This window comes from Brenneria tiliae (genome assembly GCF_023347575.1).
Lineage (GTDB): Bacteria > Pseudomonadota > Gammaproteobacteria > Enterobacterales > Enterobacteriaceae > Brenneria > Brenneria corticis.
The window spans coordinates 13968-34731 of record NZ_JAKPCB010000079.1 but is presented as its reverse complement, the minus strand read 5'-3'; the positions used below and the strand labels follow the sequence as shown (position 1 = coordinate 34731).

At 49.0% G+C, this 20764-nt stretch carries 16 protein-coding genes and 1 pseudogene; 12 read left to right on the top strand and 5 right to left on the bottom strand.

Going from position 1 to position 20764, the window contains the following annotated elements:
- Window positions 1-116: 116 nt before the first annotated feature.
- Together MFP24_RS00780 and MFP24_RS00775 are read right to left on the bottom strand one after the other, a co-directional pair.
- Window positions 117-409, bottom strand: a pseudogene (locus MFP24_RS00780) (TrbI/VirB10 family protein); the annotation flags it as partial.
- Between the two features lie 1014 nt (window positions 410-1423).
- On the bottom strand, window positions 1424-2683 hold the full coding sequence (locus MFP24_RS00775; RefSeq protein ID WP_249230872.1) for a tyrosine-type recombinase/integrase: 1260 nt from the start codon (window positions 2681-2683) through the stop codon (window positions 1424-1426).
- Between the two features lie 418 nt (window positions 2684-3101).
- On the opposite strand from MFP24_RS00775, the gene MFP24_RS00770 reads away from it, so the two are divergent.
- The 10 genes from MFP24_RS00770 to MFP24_RS00730 all read left to right on the top strand — a co-directional run bounded on the left by MFP24_RS00770 (window position 3102) and on the right by MFP24_RS00730 (window position 19151).
- Window positions 3102-3395 (top strand): type II toxin-antitoxin system TacA family antitoxin, encoded by a 294-nt coding sequence (locus MFP24_RS00770; RefSeq protein WP_136155584.1) that lies wholly within the window; start codon window positions 3102-3104, stop codon window positions 3393-3395.
- The gene (locus MFP24_RS00765; protein WP_249230871.1) at window positions 3392-3883 is read left to right on the top strand and encodes a GNAT family N-acetyltransferase; all 492 of its coding nucleotides are present in this window, start codon (window positions 3392-3394) and stop codon (window positions 3881-3883) included. The genes MFP24_RS00770 and MFP24_RS00765 overlap by 4 nt, the downstream gene beginning before the upstream one ends.
- A gap of 168 nt (window positions 3884-4051) precedes the next feature.
- Entirely contained in the window at window positions 4052-5137 is a 1086-nt protein-coding gene (locus MFP24_RS00760; protein WP_101855469.1) for a DNA cytosine methyltransferase, read from the top strand.
- A 9-nt stretch (window positions 5138-5146) separates the two neighbouring features.
- Window positions 5147-7912: a hypothetical protein gene (locus MFP24_RS00755; protein ID WP_249230870.1), complete on the top strand. Its 2766-nt coding sequence runs from the start codon at window positions 5147-5149 to the stop codon at window positions 7910-7912.
- A 35-nt stretch (window positions 7913-7947) separates the two neighbouring features.
- Window positions 7948-10728, top strand: coding sequence for a kinetochore protein (locus MFP24_RS00750; protein ID WP_249230869.1), 2781 nt, complete (start codon window positions 7948-7950; stop codon window positions 10726-10728).
- A gap of 14 nt (window positions 10729-10742) precedes the next feature.
- Entirely contained in the window at window positions 10743-16685 is a 5943-nt protein-coding gene (locus MFP24_RS00745; protein ID WP_249230868.1) for a DEAD/DEAH box helicase, read from the top strand.
- A gap of 7 nt (window positions 16686-16692) precedes the next feature.
- Complete coding sequence (locus MFP24_RS00740) at window positions 16693-17841, top strand: PD-(D/E)XK nuclease family protein (RefSeq protein ID WP_249230867.1); 1149 nt, start codon at window positions 16693-16695, stop codon at window positions 17839-17841.
- A 440-nt stretch (window positions 17842-18281) separates the two neighbouring features.
- Window positions 18282-18548 carry a hypothetical protein gene (locus MFP24_RS24230; protein WP_369075389.1) on the top strand — a complete coding sequence of 89 codons (267 nt, stop codon included), beginning with the start codon at window positions 18282-18284 and terminating at the stop codon, window positions 18546-18548.
- Window positions 18499-18960, top strand: a complete 462-nt coding sequence (locus MFP24_RS00735; protein WP_249230866.1) for a hypothetical protein — start codon at window positions 18499-18501, stop codon at window positions 18958-18960. The genes MFP24_RS24230 and MFP24_RS00735 overlap by 50 nt, the downstream gene beginning before the upstream one ends.
- Window positions 18957-19151, top strand: a complete 195-nt coding sequence (locus tag MFP24_RS00730) for a helix-turn-helix domain-containing protein (RefSeq protein ID WP_249230865.1) — start codon at window positions 18957-18959, stop codon at window positions 19149-19151. Before MFP24_RS00735 ends, MFP24_RS00730 begins: the two co-directional genes overlap by 4 nt.
- On the opposite strand, the gene MFP24_RS00725 is transcribed toward MFP24_RS00730, so the two are convergent.
- On the bottom strand, window positions 19142-19417 hold the full coding sequence (locus MFP24_RS00725; protein ID WP_249230864.1) for a hypothetical protein: 276 nt from the start codon (window positions 19415-19417) through the stop codon (window positions 19142-19144). The genes MFP24_RS00730 and MFP24_RS00725 overlap by 10 nt on opposite strands.
- Window positions 19418-19581: 164 nt before the next feature.
- On the opposite strand from MFP24_RS00725, the gene MFP24_RS00720 reads away from it, so the two are divergent.
- Together MFP24_RS00720 and MFP24_RS00715 are read left to right on the top strand one after the other, a co-directional pair.
- The gene (locus MFP24_RS00720; protein ID WP_121588677.1) at window positions 19582-19839 is read left to right on the top strand and encodes an AbrB/MazE/SpoVT family DNA-binding domain-containing protein; all 258 of its coding nucleotides are present in this window, start codon (window positions 19582-19584) and stop codon (window positions 19837-19839) included.
- Window positions 19840-20172, top strand: coding sequence for a type II toxin-antitoxin system PemK/MazF family toxin (locus MFP24_RS00715; RefSeq protein ID WP_137712517.1), 333 nt, complete (start codon window positions 19840-19842; stop codon window positions 20170-20172).
- Between the two features lie 46 nt (window positions 20173-20218).
- On the opposite strand, the gene MFP24_RS23965 is transcribed toward MFP24_RS00715, so the two are convergent.
- Together MFP24_RS23965 and MFP24_RS00710 are read right to left on the bottom strand one after the other, a co-directional pair.
- Window positions 20219-20341: a hypothetical protein gene (locus MFP24_RS23965; RefSeq protein ID WP_263458367.1), complete on the bottom strand. Its 123-nt coding sequence runs from the start codon at window positions 20339-20341 to the stop codon at window positions 20219-20221.
- A gap of 175 nt (window positions 20342-20516) precedes the next feature.
- Window positions 20517-20717 (bottom strand): hypothetical protein, encoded by a 201-nt coding sequence (locus tag MFP24_RS00710; protein ID WP_249230863.1) that lies wholly within the window; start codon window positions 20715-20717, stop codon window positions 20517-20519.
- Window positions 20718-20764: the final 47 nt, after the last annotated feature.

Sequence of the window (20764 nt, the reverse complement as noted above, 5' to 3'; positions counted from 1 at the left end):
TCTTTCCCGGTCAGGGCTTGGCCAGACTGGAGCGCTTTCAGCGCTTTGTCGAAATCGAAAGGTTGGGTCATGTATCATTCCTTTTTGGGATATATTACTGGAATGACACGGAATTTCTAACACTCCCTGATCCTCAGTGTGTAGATATTTGAAAAATCTATGTCCTGACCGGTGACCAGGTTAATGATCTCGCCCTGGTTCTTATAAAGGGTTGGCTGGATATTGATGCTATTTTCCCGTGTGGTTCGCGCCATATCCGCCATTGCTTGGCGGCTGTTTTCGGTGTAGTCCGTGTTGCGATCTTTCTGACCAGCGCTGTTGGGGGCCCATGTGCCAATATCGGGGACATACCGATCAGTAATGCGCCACCGAACCGCTCCCGGAAATGCGTATCGATCCAGCCATCAACATGTAAGCAGAACTGACAGAGTGACAGACGTTTCAGGGGCTGTTAATTTTCCTGCAAATTTTTCGGGCATTGAATGCCCGAAAAATTTGCCGGCTGCGGGAGCGGGCGGCAAAGAGCCCGCGGATCTCACAAGTATTTCCTGTAGCAGTTCGCCCCATGTCGTCGCCCCGTTCATTCGGACCATGATATGGGGCGAATGAACGGGGCGACCCGTATGAAATCCCGGCGCTGGTTTTTGCCATGAAAAGGGAATGTCGGGTGCTGCTGTTTTCATGCTGGCATGAGCGCTGCGTGTGGGCGTCGCCCATGGACGTCAGACCCCACGCTCACAGATGACGCCCATGAACCGGTTACCCGCATCCTGCGGGCATGCCCGTAATCCGTGCTTTCAGGTACCTGCCGACCCGTGGTCGTTTGTCACCTGAAACGCCCGAATGGCGGGTAACAGCGTGTGCCATGACGTTCGGGCTGCATGTCACATGGGGGTAATGTCGCGACTGGACATCGCGCCAAAACCCCCAAGGTCAACGGCGGCACACCGTCGCGCGCTACGCGCGACCGGCTTCTGGCCGGAGACTTAGCGGCGACGGTGTGCGGGGCAAGCCCCCCAAATAAACCGACGCGTGGGCGCGTCTTTTTGCTCGCTGGGGCGGCAAAATTTATTCGGCTCCCCCCGGCCTGCTCGGTTCCCTTCTGGGGGGAACGCTCGCGGGTGGGTTCGGGCGACGCAAATTAGCCATTTCTGCGAAATGGAATTTACTCGCCTCACGCCACTTTTTAATTTCTGCTGTTCGCATCCATTAAAAAGCCATATAAGTGCGGTCTGTCGTATCGCTTGTTCCTGTAAAAATGGGTAATTGCGAGGGTGACAGATCCCGCTGTTGTATCAGGGATGTTCGGTGCTCGCTCTGCTGCGCTCCGCCTCAGCCCTGATACAACAACGGCGTAGAGAAATAAGATAAGCCGCCTCTGTTCGGGCAAAAGCGGCTCATTCTATCCGTACATCCGTCTGACTCAGGCGACCTTAATCGATTTCTCAAAGCGATAAGCCGGAATGAACTGATGCCGACAGGCGTCGAGATAGTCTGACCACCATTGCATCATCTGCGTGCGTTCGTCGAGGTGCTCCGCCTTGTGGATATAGGCGGCGCGAACGTGGTTGCGCTCCTGATGGCTCATCTGCCGCTCCACAGCATCCTTTGACCAGCGGCCTGATTCAATCAATGCGCTACAGGCCATCGTGCGGAAACCATGACCGCAAACGTCCACCTGCGTGTCATAGCCCATCGTGCGCAGCGCCTTGTTGATGGTGTTTTCGCTCATCGGTTTGCGCGGATCGTGGTCGCCGGGAAACAGCAACTCACTGCTACCGGACAGCAGTTTTAGCTGCTTCAGTACAGTTACCGTCTGTGTTGACAGCGGCACCAGATGCGGTGTTTTCATCTTCGCGCCGCGCTCTGAATAACGCACGCCCGGAATGGGTTCACGTTGCGCGGGGATGGTCCACATTGCGCCATCCAGATCGATCTCCGTCCAGCGGGCAAAGCGTAGCTCGCTGGAGCGAATAAAGATCAGCAGGTTAAGCTGCACCGCCAGACAGGTTAGTAATCTGCCGGAATAGCCTTCGATCCGTTCCAGCATCTCCGGCAGCCTCTCCAGCGGCAGGGCGGGGTAGTGGTTTTTTGGCGGCGGTGCAATGGCTCCGGTCAGATCGTTGGCAGGGTTGTTGGCTATCAGTCCCTCCTGCACTGCATAGCGCATGATCGCCGTGGTGCGCTGTTGTATCCGCGCGGCGGTTTCCAGATTGCCTTTTCTTTCCGCCACCCGCAGTGGGATCAGCAAATCGGCGGTTTTCAGGTCGGCAACGAGGAGTTTACCGATCAGCGGAAAGACGTGCAGTTCCAGCGAGCGCAGGGCCTTGGCGGCATGGGCTTCCGTCCAGCGGATATTACCCGCTACCCACTTGCGGGCGATCTCTTCAAAGGTATTGCCGTTTTTGCGCGAATGTTTCTCCTGCTGCTTTTTTACGCCGGGATCGTCGCCTGCGCTGAGTACCGCACGGGCTTCCTCACGCAGTTTACGGGCATTTGCCAGCGTGACGCTGGGGTAAGCGCCAAACGCCAGCTTTTTTTCCTTTCCGCCAAAGCGGTACTTAAGATGCCAGAGCTTGGAACCGTGGGGTTTGATCAGCAGGTATAAGCCCTGCGCGTCGCTGAGTTTGTAAGGTTTATCGAACGGCTTGGCGTTGCGGATGGCGGTATCAGTCAGAGGCATGGTGGGGGCTCCGTAGTTTATCGAACCGGCAGGCCCCCAATTAAGCCCCCAAAAACTACGGATGTCAAAAAATCTGGTAGTACCCATTGGTACTCCAGATTCTTTTTAACTTACTGATTTTTTAACGTTTCCGGACGCATAAGGACATCCTGAAACTAAATTATGGTGCCCGGACTCGGGATCATTCAGCTTTCTATTAAGTTGAAATACAGCATAAATTTTAACCGCATCTATTGTCAAGACCCGTGGATTGACCCGTATTTTAATAGATAGATCAGAATGATGGGTCACATGCGATAAAGAAATGCCCGGTTCGTTTCTTTGGTACGATTCCCTATGATACCGATAAATCGTAATGACATTAGCGTTACGGTTGCTGTATGATTAATATCCAGAGAGTAGGCCGGAGGATAACATCATGCCAGTGACGAACAACGTTTCTGTTAAACGCGAAACATTGAATTTACGCATCAAGCCCGCTGAACGCGATCTGATCGATCGTGCAGCGAAGGCCAGAGGGAAAAATCGTACTGATTTTGTCCTTGAGGCCGCTCGTGCTGCCGCAGAGGAAGCGTTGATCGATCAGCGCATCATCATGGCAGATCCTGATGCTTATCAGGAATTTCTTGCTCGTTTGGATCAGGCTCCTGCACCAAATGCCGCGCTGCGAAAAACCATGCAAACGCCTGCACCGTGGGAACAGAAAAAATGATTTCCGCCCCTGAGCCACTCCGCGCCGAACATGTACTATCTTTATTCTGTTGCGGCGTGGAGTCTATGGACAACTGGCTGAAACAGCGGGCGATGAAAAATCAGGTCACTGGCGCATCACGAACTTTCGTCAGTTGCGATGGCGCTAAAGTGTTAGCGTATTATTCATTGGCTTCCAGTGCCGTAGCAACGAATGCCGCCCCTGGACGTTTTCGCCGCAATATGCCCGATCCGATTCCGGTGGTAGTGCTGGGACGTCTGGCGGTGGATACGTCATTGCATGGTCAGGGAGTTGGCCGGGCGCTGGTGCGTGATGCCGGGCTGCGGGTGATTCAGGTGGCAGATACTATCGGTATCCGAGGGATGTTGGTTCATGCGCTATCTGACGAAGCGCGGGAGTTTTACCTACGGGTGGGGTTTGAGCCTTCGCCGATTGATCCGATGATGTTGATGGTGACGTTGGGGGATTTGGTGGGGAGTGCTATCTGAAAAGCGGTCGTTTAGTAATGATATACCAACAAAAACACTACTGAACCCTCAAAACTAAGCATGCTGATGTAAGATTTCTTACACTGGGGTATAATCTTTCCCCATGATTTTATAGGGAATTAATAACCCATTGCGAGTTTGTTATAAGAAGATACTTGGTATGGATATATGAGCAGTGTTTTCGAGAGAGAGAATGATAATATCCGAGTACTTTCACTATTCTCCGGTTGTGGTGGTATGGATTTTGGAATTACCTCAGCTGGTGGAGACATCGTCTTTGCCAACGATGTTGTAGAGAATGCCTGCAAAACATTAGGGAACTATTTCCCCGATAGTGATATCAGGCATAGTGATATCTCTCAAATTCTGTCTTTTCCGGATGTTGATATTGTTGTTGGAGGCTATCCCTGCCAGTCATTTTCAATGGCAGGTAACAGAAAACCTAACAATGACGACAGAACAAACCTTTATAAACACTTTCTACGAGTATTAGAGACTGTTCAGCCGAAGTATTTTGTTGCTGAAAATGTTTCGGGCTTGAAACATTTAGGGGCAGGTAGCTTTCTGGAACAACAGCTCACGGCATATAAAGCTGCCGGGTACCAAGTCAGCTATCATATGGTAAACGCCAGGGCTTACGGCGTGCCTCAATCGCGCAAGCGTTTGTTTATTATTGGCGTCAGAAACGATCTGGGGCAATACTTTGAATTTCCTGCTGAAACACATGGCAAAGCGACAAAAAAGAATCCTCATTTAAAACCCTATGTTTCACATGGTGAGGCTATTAGGGATTTACCACTATGGCCTGAAGGTGAGTTTTACGAACGACCACATGATCCTGAAGGGCATTTCTCATGGTATTTCATGTCCCGAAATCGTAAAGCTCTATGGGACAGCCCTGCTTACACCGTCGTAGCTAACTGGCGTCATGTGACATTACATCCTGCCAGCCCGGTGATGAAGTTAACATGGTCAAACCTGGAGGATGGCTGGAAGCAGCGCTGGGACTTTTCTGATGAATATGAGCATCTAATTGTTGATACTTCTCGTCCTAAACTAGAACAGGCAAGGCGGTTATCATGGCGGGAATGTGCACGAATACAAACTTTTCCTCAGGGTTTTGAGCCTGTAGGAGACGTCGAGTCAAAATTTACCCAAATTGGTAACGCTGTTCCTCCACTACTGGCAGAGGTGCTTTTTCGACATTTGTTTTCTGGTGCCGGTTTGAAAAAGATGACAGCGAACGGTAATTAGGTAGTGAGTATGGATGATTCTTTCCCGGTTACTTTAGAAGAATGGAATGCTGAACTAGTGAAGATCGTCTTTCTTGAGTCTTCGCATACGGGCTCGACTTTAAGCAGAATTGATACTACGGGACGCATTTTTGAGCAACTTGCAGGTCCACGTAGCAAAGAGGATGCTAAGCGAAGTTTTCTGGCTTCGTTTGGAAAAAAGGCGTCTAAAATACAGGATGCTCTCAGGGATGAGTCGCGGTTAGATATTTTAGCGCAACTAAAAGGATATCCTACTTATTTTGCTATTTTATATTTAACATTACTTGCTGCCAGTGCTGATGATGAGACGCATGACGAAGGAGATTTTCGGGTTCGATTTTCTGTACTGCTTGGTTTTGATAAAAATAAGAAATTTGTTTTTACTGATTTACCCAATTTATGGGAAAGATTAGAAAAATGGAGTAGTAGAAAACAAAACTGTACCCGTTTAGTCCTCCCAGAACCATCAAAACATGAAAGATTGATTGGGTATTCTAAGAGAATCGCTTTTCCCTGCTATAAAGATGAGGTTTTTTTACGGGATATACTCGTCAATAATGAATTAGATAGCCATTCAACTTTTGAGTCAGTAAATAAGCTAGTACATCAATATCTATCTTATTTTGGCGAGGTTTTTAAGCAGGAGTTTATTGAGTTCAGAACGTTACTTTCAAAGGCTGCCATGCAGCAGGCTTATGACTCTCCTTTTTGGGGGGCTGTTCGTGATATCACTGTACATGCAGAGAGAGAACAACTCAAAAAGAATGGTAAGTATTGTATTCACATGGAGTTTAACTATTCAGGTTATCCAGAGATTTATCTTCTTATGGACGACGCTGCTGTTACTGCCTCAGAAATTCAGCGTTATTACTCATTGCCTAATAAAATAGAGAACTATAATAATATATATTACGAACGAGATATAGGTGCCACATTAAATTCCCTGGATTTTTTATTAAAAAAACGGAAGAGTTATCTCTATAAATCGCGAGTGGGGACCGCACTGCGGTCTGGGTGTTTGCCGCTTTTTCGTGATGATTTTTGTCATATTAGTTCAGAAGGAGAATATTATGACAATTCTCCACTCTATTTAATACTTCACCATAAATATGTAGACAGTATTTTTACAGCCTTGAAAAAGGCAGGCGAAAGAGTACAACGTCTGGATATTAAATCTGCCAAGTGGTCGATAGTTTCTTCCGATAAAGTTGGCAGGCAAACGCTGGATAAGATAGCCCGTTTGTTACCAGAAGAAGCCCGTCGTTTTCTAATACAGGGATGGCAGCCTGCCCGACCTCGTATGTCAGGCGCAGCGCGGTTTGGACAGGCTATACTGCTTAACCCTGCCAGTACACCGATTATTCATATGCCTGACGTACTAAGAGGATGCTATGTCATTAGCAATAAAGACGGAGAGGAATTAACTCATGGCTCGCTATCTCAGGGGGCTGAAGGATTATTCATTCCACCAGAGGAGTTGATGGAAATATCTGGTCAGGCATTTTGTCGCTATGAACTTACGTTGGCGCATTCAGATGTCCCTGAAAATTTTGATGTACACGTGTTAGACCATGCGCCTTACGCCACTTATTGTAAAATTACAGAGCCACATGATTGGCTTACTGATGGACCATCGGGAGTATTAATGGCGTTAGGGGATACAACAGTGATCCCTTCACTGAAACGCGAAGAAATAACGCCATTGAGTGGTGCTCAGATATTATGGCAGTATGAAAATTGCCTTCCTGTAACATGTCAATATACCGGATTACATAATATACCCGCAGCATTTGACTGGATCGCTGAGGCGCTGGCCTTGCGTTTTCAACGCCGTAGCACATTGCCTTTTGGTGAATTAAAACAACACATTGAACCCGTATCACAGGTAACGAGGATACCCGAATGGCAATTGCGTCGCATGCTCTTTGCCGCTGGCTGGCTTTGTGTAGTACAACGACGTCATGCGCCATATTCGTTAGTCTCATTGGCTGAAAGAACCATTTCCGTCGATGTCACTGAAGAGGGAATTATTGCCCGAATTATGGGAATGTTTACAAGAAGTGAACGTAATCTTCTACAAGAAGCACTTAATGACGGTGAGCGAATAGGGCGTCGGTTAGTTGAGGATAACGGCTGTTCAATGGGGTGTATTGAATTGCATCTGTCAGACAGAGAGCGTGTCCATGCTTTCATTGAGCAGTTTGGGTTACGTTTGGTTAATTACGACGATTTACCCGTCAATGCTTTGAGTGGATTATTGCTACCGTCGTCTCAAATGCAGTTTATCCCGACTTTACCCCCGGGTCTCCATGTGTCGCTTTGGCAAGCTGAAAAATACCAATGGTCAGAGGAACAGCGGCTAACTCAAACGGTTAATAACCTATTGATACGATGTCAGGAAAAACAGCGTTATCGTTATTTTATTCGGCAGAACGCCGGATACTGGCAAACCGATAGCTTCTCCTGGGCCTTAATGGCTCAGATGATATGTTCAGGAGTTACGTTCGGTGTGCAAAAAGGCGATAGTGACTGGTGCTGGTCAACGAAAGTCATTGCGTTACCGCCCTCCGTTTTACAGTGGTGGATCCACGTTGCTCACGGGTGTTTGTCAATAACAGATAATGGTAACTATCTATTTGCAGGCGGCAAAGTACCACTATGGAATAATGTAATGACCTTCTCCTCCTGCCAACGAGCGTTGGCACGACGGAACAGAGCGCTGACAACACGCAAACTGCGCAGAACTTTACAGTAATTTTACAGAATCGGGTGGTAGGGAGAACGTTTAAGATGGCTAAAAAGAAAAGTATTATCAGCGACCGACTGGGCCAAATGTACTACTTCGGTACAGAATCTCATGAATTGAGCAGATGCTTGCAAGAGTGCAAACAAAGACTCACCAGAAATGGCGCTAAAGCAGATAATTTACCGAAAGGACCAGAAAAAAGGCTACATTTTCTCCGTACATTACCACCTAAAGCCAAACCTATTGTGTCTGATTGGCTTCGTGAAAATTTGACGTTTTCTGAACAAAATGACCCACAAACCGTTCTTAGGGATCTGTTAGAAGCAGAAAGTAATGCGGAAGATATTGCACTCTGTAGACCCTTATGGCGCATTATTCTGGGTTTCTATGTTTCTTCTGACTGCCCAGAAATTATAACGAAATTCCTGAACGGCGAACAAATTGATTTATCCCAAGATGGTGTTTCTGACTCTCTGACAATTAACGTCACTGATGAAGACATTGAACAATGTGCCTTAATTAGCCAGGGTAAAGAAATTCCTATACCGGAGCGTACTATTCCGCTGTTTATTGGAGGATTGGTTGACGTACTCAAGGGAACGCATACAGCCAATAATCGATGGCGGACAAAACTATCAGAACATTCTTTACCGCTGGCACGAAAATTGGGTGAAGTTATCGATCAATTTGAAGCCAGTAACAACCTTAAAACAATGGATGGTACCAGTGTAATACCAGCTCCTCCCGTTGTGCCCAAACAAATCGACGGTGCGATGGACGAAGTTATGTTCATTGGAAAAGTGTTAGCGTTAACCGCGTCCGGCGCTTTTTTTGTTACGCCGGTTAGTCTGTTAATTGATGGCAACTTACGAGACCTCCCGGAGGCACTGGTAAAAGATCTTTTCCCTCATGGTGGTGAAGCCATCGGTTTTGAGAACAATTTCAGCAAAAAATTCACTCGGGGTGAAATGGCAATATGGAGGGCCCGATATCAGCCGTCTGATAAACCTGCGCAGTATGTCATTACTGACTACCTGTCGCGTGTTTATCCTGTAGTCGCGCTGCCCCATGCCTCCGATGAGCCTGACGCTGTCAGGGAGTGGTTACTCGCCAACTACCAGCCGCAAGACGATACGCCGGTCATTTTTCAGCTAAGTGATGGTGTATCCCTGAGATTACCGGGTGACTTGCCTGATCCTAAAAAATATGACTTTGATATGCCGCTGGAGAGTTATCGTCAGGTTCCTCAGACACTACTTGGCTCTCATGCCCTCACGGTGATCACTGAACTCCCTCAGGTGAGTGAAAAATATGATTGCGCTGAAGCCAGCACGTGGATAAAACGCCTACTTAAAAGAACTGATTCAGCAAAATATTTCCCTCAATTTAGTAAAGGGCAGCTACAAAATTTAACTCATTTTATTGCTGAACATGAGTTTGATAACGAGGAATCCTATCTTCGCGCAGTATCTCATCTGGAACAGATAGCAGATACGAGATCCTTTCTTAATGATACGACTCAACAGCTACTGGCTTTACCTGAGGTTGAGACGCAAATTAATATTGAGAAACAGGAAATACTGGCTCGTTACGAAAATGAGCAGCACCAGATTAAACAATCAATAACGGTATTATCTGAAAAGAAAATACAGCTTGAAAAAGAAATAGCCGATCAGAAGAAAAAGCTGAAAAAAGAAACTGATCGCATTAATAAAACGCTACGTCAGCAAGAAAATGAACTGGAACAACGGATTAAAAAGACTTTCGAAGCCGCATCTCAAGCGGGAGTGGAAACGCTGGCCCAGACCGCGTTACTGCGGGCGATAATCAAAAATGAAACAGCACAAGAACAACCTGCCCAACAACGAATAACCTCAGAACCTGTAGTCGAATCAGCAAATTCTAATTTTCCATTAGCAGAGAAGAATGCTCTGACTCGCAAGCATCAACTGATATCGGCTATCGAAAAACAGGCACTGGCGACGGGACTAAGTGAAACTTTATTATCCAGCTTGATTGCCACTGCGAGTATTACACCCGCGGTCGGATTGATGGGAAAACAGACAAAACAGGTTATCGCATCATTAGCGAACCTTTTAGCTGGTAATGTTTGGGGGGAGGTGTCGGTACATAGCGATCATTTTAGCTTCAGTGATTTAATGAACTCCCCCACACTGATCCGCTTATCTGGCGATACTCTTACCATGACGCTGGGCGATTTTTTGACCCAACAACAAGAGGCAGGGCTGGCGAGCATTGTTGAATTGCGTGGTTTTAACCGCACTCCGCCAGAAACTCTACTCCCTGAACTCCACGAGTGTTTGTTCAGAACTCCCCATCCTGCCGCATGCAGTTGGACGGATCGGCGGCAGGCCCTACGACATTTGCCCATCCGGCACCCGATACTTTTTTTACTCACATTCACTACCGGGAAAAGCACGTTTCCATTGCAGGCTCCTCTTGCTCACCAGTTACCCCTGTTTCTGGCAGAGAAGATATGGTCGGATGAACGGCCATTTGAGCAAAATACTGACATCACGCCTTCTCGTATTACCCCAGAATTATGGCAGGCAATCTTTGTGGACAACCACCAGCCAGAGTACCAGGCTTGTGCGCCATGGGAAGCGCTAAAAGCAGCGCTACTCTTTTTACTTCCTGATGAACAAGCGCAAGCCGTTGCCCGTCTGGCTTACGGTCTCGGCCGTAGTACAACACAAGATATTGCGACCACGATTGACGCTCTTGCCCCAGAATTAGGGCCATATGTTCAGGAAATGACTACCGGCGAATCGGCAAGCGTACTTGAGCACCTTTTCCAGTTATAAGCAAAGGAATAATAATGAATAACCCACTGGAAACATTTGAATCAATAAGAGATTTTTATATTTCGTATCTTGAAACGGCCTTCCGTATTGATTCATCAGACATACAGTCTGCACGGCGAGCGTTACTGGAACAGCAAGGGACATTATGCGCCGATCTATTTCTTGAACCGATGCCCCGATATCAGCACTATGGCTTAACTATCAGTGAATTACGAAATGATGCTCATGGTCAGACATGGTTGCCAGGGTTTAATGCGCAACAAAGGGCGGCATTCATCGACCTCTGTTTAGGTGGACTTCTGCCCCGCAATAAAACAGATCCGACTAAGGGACGTTTTAATCTTTATACCCATCAACTGGACATGCTGAAAAGAGGAGTTCAGCCAGGGAAGCCGGGTATCGTCACCTCCGGAACCGGCTCCGGTAAAACAGAATCATTTTTGCTGCCGGTTCTGGCGCAGATCGCAAAAGAAGCCACTGGCTGGCCGCAAAGTCCGGCGTTGAAGCACTGGCAACCGTGGTGGCATAAGGTAGCGGATAAACAGCCCAGCTTCATGCGCGAGCATGAGGCCGCTGCACGTCCGAAAGCGGTACGCGCGCTGATCCTCTACCCGATGAATGCCCTGGTAGAAGATCAACTGGTACGTATGCGGCGGGCACTGGATTCCAGCGAAGCTCATGATGTCATGGATGCGCATTTTGGCGGCAACCGAATCTTTTTTGGCCGTTATACCAGCGCAACTAAAGTAACTGGCTGGCTCAAACATCCCCGACTCAGTGAAGAAAAAAATGAGAAAAAGCGCGTGGCTAAAAAAATCACTGAGCTACGTGAGTATATGCAATTAACGGAAGAGACCCATCAGGAGGCGGTACGACAAGCACAGCAGGGCAAGGATAACGAATTGTCGTTTAATTTCCCCAGAACTGCTGGTGGAGAGGTTCTCAGCCGCTGGGAAATGCAAAAGACACCGCCCGATATTCTAATCACCAACACCAGTATGCTGTCAACGATGCTGGTTCGTGAGGTGGACGATCCTATTTTTGAACAAACCCGACAGTGGATTGAGCGTGACCCTGATGCCTATTTTTATCTTATCCTTGACGAACTTCATCTACAGCGAGGAACCGCCGGTACCGAAGTCAGCTACTTGCTTAAGCATTTGATCAGTCGGCTGGGGCTGGATCAGGAAAAACATCGACATAAATTGCGTATTCTGGCCTCCAGCGCCTCTTTACCCGTTGAAGGTCTTGAAGGCGAACAAAGCGTCGAATATTTATGGGGAATGTTTGGTCAGAGGGGACTACCTTCAGGTGCCACCTCCAGCGACTGGAGGGAATGTATTATCAAAGGGGACACCCTTCCCCCGGGCAATATGTCTCTTTTCCAGGGGGACTTGGATGCATTTTATCACGCAGTGCTTCAGTTACAGCAAGCACCACTTACATCATTACAACACTGGCAAAATGTCGCCCGTAGCATGGGAATGACAACCAGTGAAGCTTCTACAGAGCAATTGGCGCAACGTGTCGTCTTACAGGCTGCCAACCTGCTTGAAAGTGGCTGCTATACGGACGATCATTCTCCGAGAGCCACGTCAATTAAAATGCTCAGTTCACGCCTATTTAACGCCCAACCCCATAGTGAAAAAGCGCTCCGGGCATTAATCTGGTTGCGCTCGACTGAGGGAGACTGGCCGCAATGGTTTTCACGTTCTTTTCCTGATGATATCGGTGCGCCGCGTTTCCGCGCGCATGCTTTTCTGCGCGCACTGGAAGGGTTATATGCTGCGCCATTGCCTGCCTCCAGCGTTGCATCTGCGCAAGAAATCAAGCACCGCTATTTTGGCGATCTTACCGTAGAGTCCGGCTTACGTTACGGCAAAGATAAAACATCGCGGCGTGTCGAGTTACTCTATTGTGAATGTTGCGGCAATCTCTTTTTGGGCGGTAAACCTTCAGTCTTTTCTGGTTCAGAAAGTCGAATTGAACTTTTACCCAACGACCCGGATACGGAACAGCTACCGGAACACGCAAAATCAGTCATGGTAGAACGCCGATCTGCTGAAGAATACGCGCTATTTATGCCGGTCGTCGAACGTTTCTGGCCGAAAGGCAACGAAACGTTAAATGACGACGATGCTTTCGGTACGTGGGGCGAAGCCAGCTACGATCCATTTACCGCCACTATTCAACACCCAGTATCGCTCTTAAAACCGCTACCTGAAAACCATATCGCGGGCTGGTTCTATTACGTCAAACCCGGTGAATTTGCCTCCCCGGAAAGAGGCCAGTCATCCAGCCAGTCACCGGGAACGGCGCTACCTTTTCAGTGTCCGGCATGTGGTACATCCTACAAATACGGCAAAGGTAAGCTCTCCCCAATCCGTAGCTTTCGCGTCGGTTTTTCGAAAACGACACAGCTACTGGCCAGCTCACTAATGGCGGAACTACAGCGCTCGGGTAACCGTGAGCAACTGGTAACGTTTTCAGACAGTCGTCAAGATGCCGCAAGGGCGGCGCTCGATCTGGAATCGGGTCATCATGACGACGTCAGACGAGAAATTGTTGTCCATTCGCTACAGTCCATTGCGGCTGATAAACCGTCCCATAACCAACTAAAAGTACGCCAGGCAGAGATAGATAACCGGAACAAAACACTGATTAACCTCAACGTAAGATCGGATGAGGAAGAGGATGAACTGGATCAACTTGCTGATGAACGAAAGAAAATCAGAGGGTTATTATCAAAGCCTGAAGCTGACAGCATACCTCTGCGTGAAATCCTCGAACCTGAATCGCCGGATGCAGGTCAACCGCTTGGCTTGCTGTTAAGGGCGCAGGTAGATGCAGGCATTCACCCTTCCGATCGTACTGGTATTGCCCCGGTTCCCGATCCTGAAAAATATGGAGAAGGCACGCTGACCTTTGCATGGCAACAACTCTTTGAAAGGAACGCGCAGGGGGAGTGGTGCTGGAAGGCGCTTCCATCCTATGAAGACAACCTGCTTGTGGCACGACAGGAGATTTCACGCGATCTGAAACGGCTGGTGGGGGAAAGCATATTCAGTAAAACCTACTTCGCGCTGGAAGAGTCCGGTTGGGGTTATCCCTGCCTTCCCATTACCGGAAACGACTCACGGGAACATCTCGCGATTTATGACGCAATGTTTCGTGTGTTGGCGGACGCGTACCGGGTTACTCCTTCACAATATACAAAGCCAGAAACCCCATGGAGTTCAGCGCGCGATGTCAATCGTAGAAACCGCCTGTACCGCTTTACGCAGGAGATTTGCCAGCGTTCAGGAGGCGAGCTTTTATCTTTAATTGATAGTTTTCTCCGACGACTGGAGCTGGTGGGTCATCAGGGCGGTATTATTGATATTGGTAAAATGCACTTTCGCCTGGCGGAACCTACCGATCGCGTCTGGCGCTGCTCCCGTTGTGGGCGTATACACATGCACACCGGCGCGGGAATCTGTACTCGCTGCTACTCTCCTTTACCAGAAACGCCGTGCAGCGAGGCAAAAACGCTCCAGATGCAACACTATCTCGGCAAACGCCTCTCACATTCTTCTGGTATTCACCGGATGCGCTCAGAGGAGCTGACTGGAATGACCGAAAACCCGGCGGCAAGGCTACGCCGGTTTAAAGGTATTCTGATTGCCGACGATGATGATATTTTGCCGGAAGGAATGAAAGATTTTGCGCCCGATCGAGATCTTGACCGGGCAGCCCGCGTGGTAGATGTGCTTTCCGTAACCACAACCATGGAAGTGGGAGTGGATATCGGTGATTTACGTGCGGTCTTTCAGGCCAACATGCCGCCACAGCGCTTTAATTATCAACAGCGTGTCGGTCGTGCCGGACGACGTGGACAAGCGTTTTCATTCGTATTAACCGCGTGTCGCAGCAAGAGCCACGATCTGTTTTACTTCCGTCATCCGGAAAAAATTACCGGCGATCTGCCTCCTCCACCGTTTTTGACCACAAAGCTGGAAATGATCTGCCAGAGACTGGTACGAAAAATCTGGCTGGTGTCAGCATTCAAATGGTTAAGGCAGCAAACGGAAAAAGCCGATCACCCATGGCCAGTTGACGACTACGCGCATGCCCCTGATAACCACGGTGAGTTTTTCCCGGTGCATTGGCTAAAAGAAAACCACGCGGACTGGCTGCCAAAAATCCGGCAGGCTATCGAAGCAACCATCCTGGCGCGCGATGAATTTGCCCGGACTTGCACGCAGCAAGACCACCATTTGTTCCAGAAAATTATTCAGCCTTTGACGACGGAACAACTGATTCAGGATATTAACGCTGTACTGAACGACAGTGCAATGGAGGCGAAAGGACTGGCAGAAGCGCTGGCAGAACACGGTAAATTCCCAATGTATGGCATGCCGACCCGATCACGCCTTTTGCTGACAAGGCCTGTCAGCTCAGGCGAAAAAGAAATCGAATTTGCCAGCATGGATCGCGATCTGGATATTGCGATACAGGAATTTGCCCCCGGAAAAATTCTGGTTCAGGACAAACGACGCTACTTTACAGCAGGTTACAGTGGAATGCTTAAACAGAGCAGAAAAAACCCACGATCATTTTATTCAAATGCCTGCGAACCGGGTGAACTTAGAACAATGACCGCCTGTCCGGTGTGCAACATCTGGGCTCCGGCAAATTCTCTGACCACCGAATGTACTATCTGCGGTGCCGTTATGGATAAGGCGGAACGCTATCAATGCTATGTTCCTTATGGATTTATCACCACGCTGGAACCAAAATCGGCCAAAGAGGATTTTGATCAAATCCTGACCACGGCCAGTCGTGTATCAATTGCAGAAGCCTACACTTTTTCTGCCACGCCAGAGCCTGACGTTAATGTGGCGATACAGCTCCAGCCACAGACATGTCTGCACCGCCTGAATCGAGGAATTTACACCGATAAAACATGGCGTGGTTTCAGCGCAACACAGGGGAGCCTATCGGTCCCTTTCAGAAAGCAAGGGACTTACCAGCCGCTTTGGGCGAACCGGGTTTGGATGGATAGTCAAATTATTGAGACCGACCTGTTAGTTAAAAACCGCTTTACCGATCGGGGAGAAACCCGAAACACATTTTATCTTGCTGCGCCTAAAGTGACTGATCTACTTGCGCTGATGGTTGCCCAAACCCCGCCGGGTCTCCGGCTACAGTATTCCACGCTAACTCCGGCATTCAGAGCTGCTGCGCTCTCGGCGTCTTTTATCATTGTTAACTATGCATCAAAAGAGCTACTGGATATTGATCCTGAAGAAATCGAAATTCTGGAACCCCGCGTTCAAATGCTGAAAAACGGTAAGTCGGTACCGGTTCTGCAAATGGCCGATCGTCTGGTTAATGGTTCAGGGTTATGTGAACGGCTACAGCAGAAGGGCACATCCGGTTCTCTCATCATCCTTGAGGTCATGAAGAATATTTTAAATAATAAAACGGCCTACCCGCTGGCTGAGTTCCTGCAACCCGATCATCGCGAACGATGCTTTCAGGGGTGTTATCACTGCCTGCATCGATACGGAAACCAGCCATATCACGGATTGCTGGACTGGCGTCTGGGACTGGATGTTATTCAACTTCTTCTGGATCCAACCTATAACGCCGGGCTGAACGGTGATTTTACCTCTCCTGGCGTAGCTGATTGGTCAGAAAACGCCCTACTATTAGCCAAAGAGGCCGCTTCGCTATACAGCGACAGTGACGTAAAAGTGATGGGGAATATACCCTTGATACGCACCGGGGCCGAGCGTTGGGCCGCCGTACTACATCCCTTCTGGGACCCCGATGCTGCATTTGCTGCAAACCCCGAACTTGAGGCATTTTCATATGAGGTGGACGTAGACGCTACGAATACTTTTGCATTGTCCCGCCGCATGGGGACTGAAATGGCAAAATTACGGACTCAGGCGTCCTCATTTCAGGAGTGATGATGCAATGAATGAAATGACGCTATCGCGTACTCGTCCGGTACTTCCTTCGCTGTTGGGGTGTTTCGCCGTTTGCCCGGCGAAATACCTGCTGGAAAGTGAAGCCCATTCTTACGCTCGTTTACCGCTGCATCCGGGAGTGATTCTGGGCCAAGTAATACATCAACGCGTCAATTCAGTGATTCACAGAGAGGCTACTTTCGAGAATTATACTCTCAGGCAACTGGAAAATGATTTTACGATCGCGCTGACAGCCAATCGACGCGCCGGGCCGGTAGCAAACTGGATATATGACCGTCACGGTGTTGCCGGGCTGGTGTCGCGCCAAATGCTTGTTACCCAGATCCGCTACGTAAGATCGCTTCCGCCGCCTGTTTTCGTAAAAGGGGTTCCTGCACATGAAAAAAAATTACCCGTTGGCCGGGAGGTTATGCTGACCAGCAATGATTTCGATATGCATGGGCGGGCCGACCTCATATATCAGGAGCGACCCGATCGGTTAAACGTAGTTGATTTTAAAACCGGAAAGGTAACAGACGAACAAAACCAGCCGAAAGAAGCAAACCTGTTACAGGTTGCGGCCTATGGCATAATGATAAAAGAGCGAGCACCTGATATAAACATTGGGTTAGTTCTGACGGGGAGCCGTGATAGCTGGGAAGGGACACTGAATACAGACCTGATTGAACGGGTCACTACGATTATCAAAAATATTAATCGACTTTTGCCACGAAATATCCCACTTTCAGTATATGAGCTTGCTTGTCCTGGCACGTACTGCTCCCATTGTTCCTGCCGTTGCTCGTGCCCCGGCTGGACAGAAAAGCTACGCAAGCAGATGCAACCGTCTCTTTTTGATCATCAGCATGGCGGAATCGATATCAGCGGGAAATTACTTGAAGTGGAAAGCGACGATCATCTTCTTACGCTGAAGATCCTGCTACCCGATAGTTCAGTTGTTAAGGTCTTTCGTGTGCCTTCCAGCATCATCTCAGAACCAACGGAAATAACAGGAAAAAAAATCGCACTGTACGGATTAAACACCTTTAGCGAGACATCAAAAGAGTATTTTCCCCGCAACTTCTATGTCATCAATATGCAGGATACGAGAAGATCGGCGTTTCAGTTTCACTGGCAAAGTGAAGGAAAGAATTAAATCTGGGGAAAACGCTTACCTGAAACGACGCTCGCCATCTGTATTAAAGGGGGAACTGGCCGTCCCCCTTAGATGTGTTTCAACCTGAAAAATTACTTCAACAGGTCAATCAACCGCAACAGAGCCAACAACAGCTCCAGCACGGCAATGAGCACAATCAGTTTCTGCGTCAGTGTGTCCATTCGCTCTCCCTTTACAAAGAGCGCAACGCCTGCATCTTACCCTTAACATTGCCTGTCGGTGCAGGTTTACACTTGCTGAGTGTTATTATCACGCAACGCTGCTCAGGTCGCCGTCCGCAGCCTGAGAGCGAAAAATAAAAGACCCTGCCTCACCAGCAGGTTTTTTTATTTTCTGCGATCGGCCTACCAGTAACCCCGCTTGCCGTTAACCCTTAATCGCGGTATCTTTTACCCGCACCTGCAAAATCAGGTGCCGGGATTGGTCTCCCGAATACCATACTGGCGACATATGACGCGCCTTGCGTCTTTTTTTATGTCGTATGCTTAGCTATACCGAATTATGGTGGGCTGGGCGGGGGCACCGCAGGGTGCGCCGGTTCCAGTATGGCCGGTAAGACCAACTCCGTTCAGTCCACCACCCGTAAGATTGGTCTCTTAGGTGGTGGTTTAAACATCACATACTGGAGGCTGCCTTATGGCTACAACCCTCAACCAGACTCACCCATTACTTACAGTTCCTTTTAGTGCCGCCACGGATTTCACCGTACTGGCAGACTGTTGCGAGAAACTCGCAGAGACTCAGGCAGAAAGCTACGATCCGGCGCTAAAAATGGCACTGTGCGGAAGGCTCGCCGCCGCGCTTTCGCTGTTAAAACCGGGCCTGCGCGATCCCATTCCGTCCCATCTTATCGACAGCCTGACCGTTGATACGCTGCCCAAAAACTCACCCCGTTTTGCCCCAGATGCGGATACACTTTGCGATTACTGTTTTACCCTGACTCAGCTTTTGCTTTGCCGGATGTTTCCGCCACAAGCGGAAGAACAATTGTGCTGGCTCCTGGCGGAACTGGTTGATTACTTTGCCGCTGAATTGAAAGCTCCGCGCTGGATACGCACCGCTGACGGCGTGAAATTCATTGATGAGGTGACCGCATGAACCAACAGGACTGGCATCCCGCTGATATTATTGCGGCGCTGAAAAAGCGCGGAACGTCGATGGCAGCGGTTTCGCGTAATGCAGGGCTAGCCTCTTCCACGCTGGCGAATGCGTTGCCCAAAGGTGAAAGACTAATTGCTGAAGCGCTGGGCGTCGAACCTGAGCAAATCTGGCCTTCTCGCTACCATTGACGTTCACCGGCGCAGATCCGATACGGGTTCTGCGCCGTTTCCTGTTTATCAGATTGCCAAAAATCGACCAATAATCCTTTAAAAGGGAAAAACAGTTTTCTCTTATCTGCATCTTTTGCCGCGCAGTAATATCCCCCCGGCACAAAATGCTTCATGACCTGAAAGAAGCGCCTGATATATCGGGACGGTCGCCTTTTACCGGCAATGCCGCCTTTGAGAACTGCCGGGTCTGTCGCTGGATGGATTAAGGCTTCCTCATACTTCATTACTTTGTAACCAGCTCCGTGCTAGGTCCACTGTCCCGCCAACAGTAGCATTCTGTTTATGCTTCATTGTTCGTGACGTTAAGGAGTTTATGATGAATCTGATTGATAATTGTACATCTTCGCTCCATGATGTTATATTAAAATATAATATTAGGAGGTGCGCTATGTATACCACTCGTCTGAAAAAAGTCGGAGGATCTGTCATGCTGGCAGTGCCTCCCGCTGTGCTGAAAACGCTGGATTTGTCGCCGGATAGCGAGGTCGGCGTGACCGTTGATAATGGCTGCCTCATCATTGAGCCTCAAAAACGGCCTCACTATTCGCTTGCCGAACTACTGGCGCAGTGCGATCCACATGCCGAAATAAGTGATGAAGAGCGGGAATGGATTGACGCGCCTGCCACAGGGAAGGAGATCCTGTAAATGGACAGAGGGGAAATCTGGCTCGTGTCACTTGATCCCACTGCCGGGCATGAGCAAAGCGGAAAACGCCCGGTGCTTATCGTTTCACCTGCGCCGTTTAACAAGATCACCCGGTTGCCTGTGGTTGTTCCTGTCACCAGTGGTGGAAACTTTGCCCGAACGGCTGGTTTTGCCGTTTCACTGGATGGCGCGGGAACGAAAACGACGGGTGTGGTTCGCTGCGACCAGCCCAGAACTATTGATATGGCGGCCAGAAACGGCAGAAGGCTGGAGCGTATCCCTGACAGTATCGTAAACGAGGTACTGGCCCGACTGGGGACTATCCTTAGCTGATGGCGTTTTATGTTAACTGTATGGGGCGCTGCAATAGCGCCCTTGCTTATTTGGGCGAAATGATGTCCCGGCAGCGAATAACCTTTTCTTCCTCAAGATAGTTTTTACTTTCAGCAATCGTAGCGACGATATAGGCTTTGCCATGCAACAGGTTGTCTGCGGACAACACCTACGCTTCATGACCTGCAAGAAGCGGCCTGACATGCAGGCTGGTCGCCGGATACGGCAATGCCCCTGAAAACTGCCGAACCGCATCGCGGTCGGGGTCATACGTTACACACGACAATTTATTGCCACTGTTTAACGTTGCCGGATATTTCCGGACCTGCTGATTATCAGCGCCTCTAACCTTTATGAACTGCGACCTGCCAAGACAGCGGCTTTGCTGCCGCGTGGCCGCAATCCTGCGCCAGAATTTCAATTTTAATCACTGCGCCAGTCCAGTGCGTCACTTTAACCGTGCCGAGCGGGAAAGTGACGCACGCAGCCTTTTCGATCTGCACCAGAGAAATCAACTGCACCAGCCAATAGCAGGATTCTGACACCTTAATTCAACCCACTTTGACTCACAGGAGAACTTGAACCGATACCG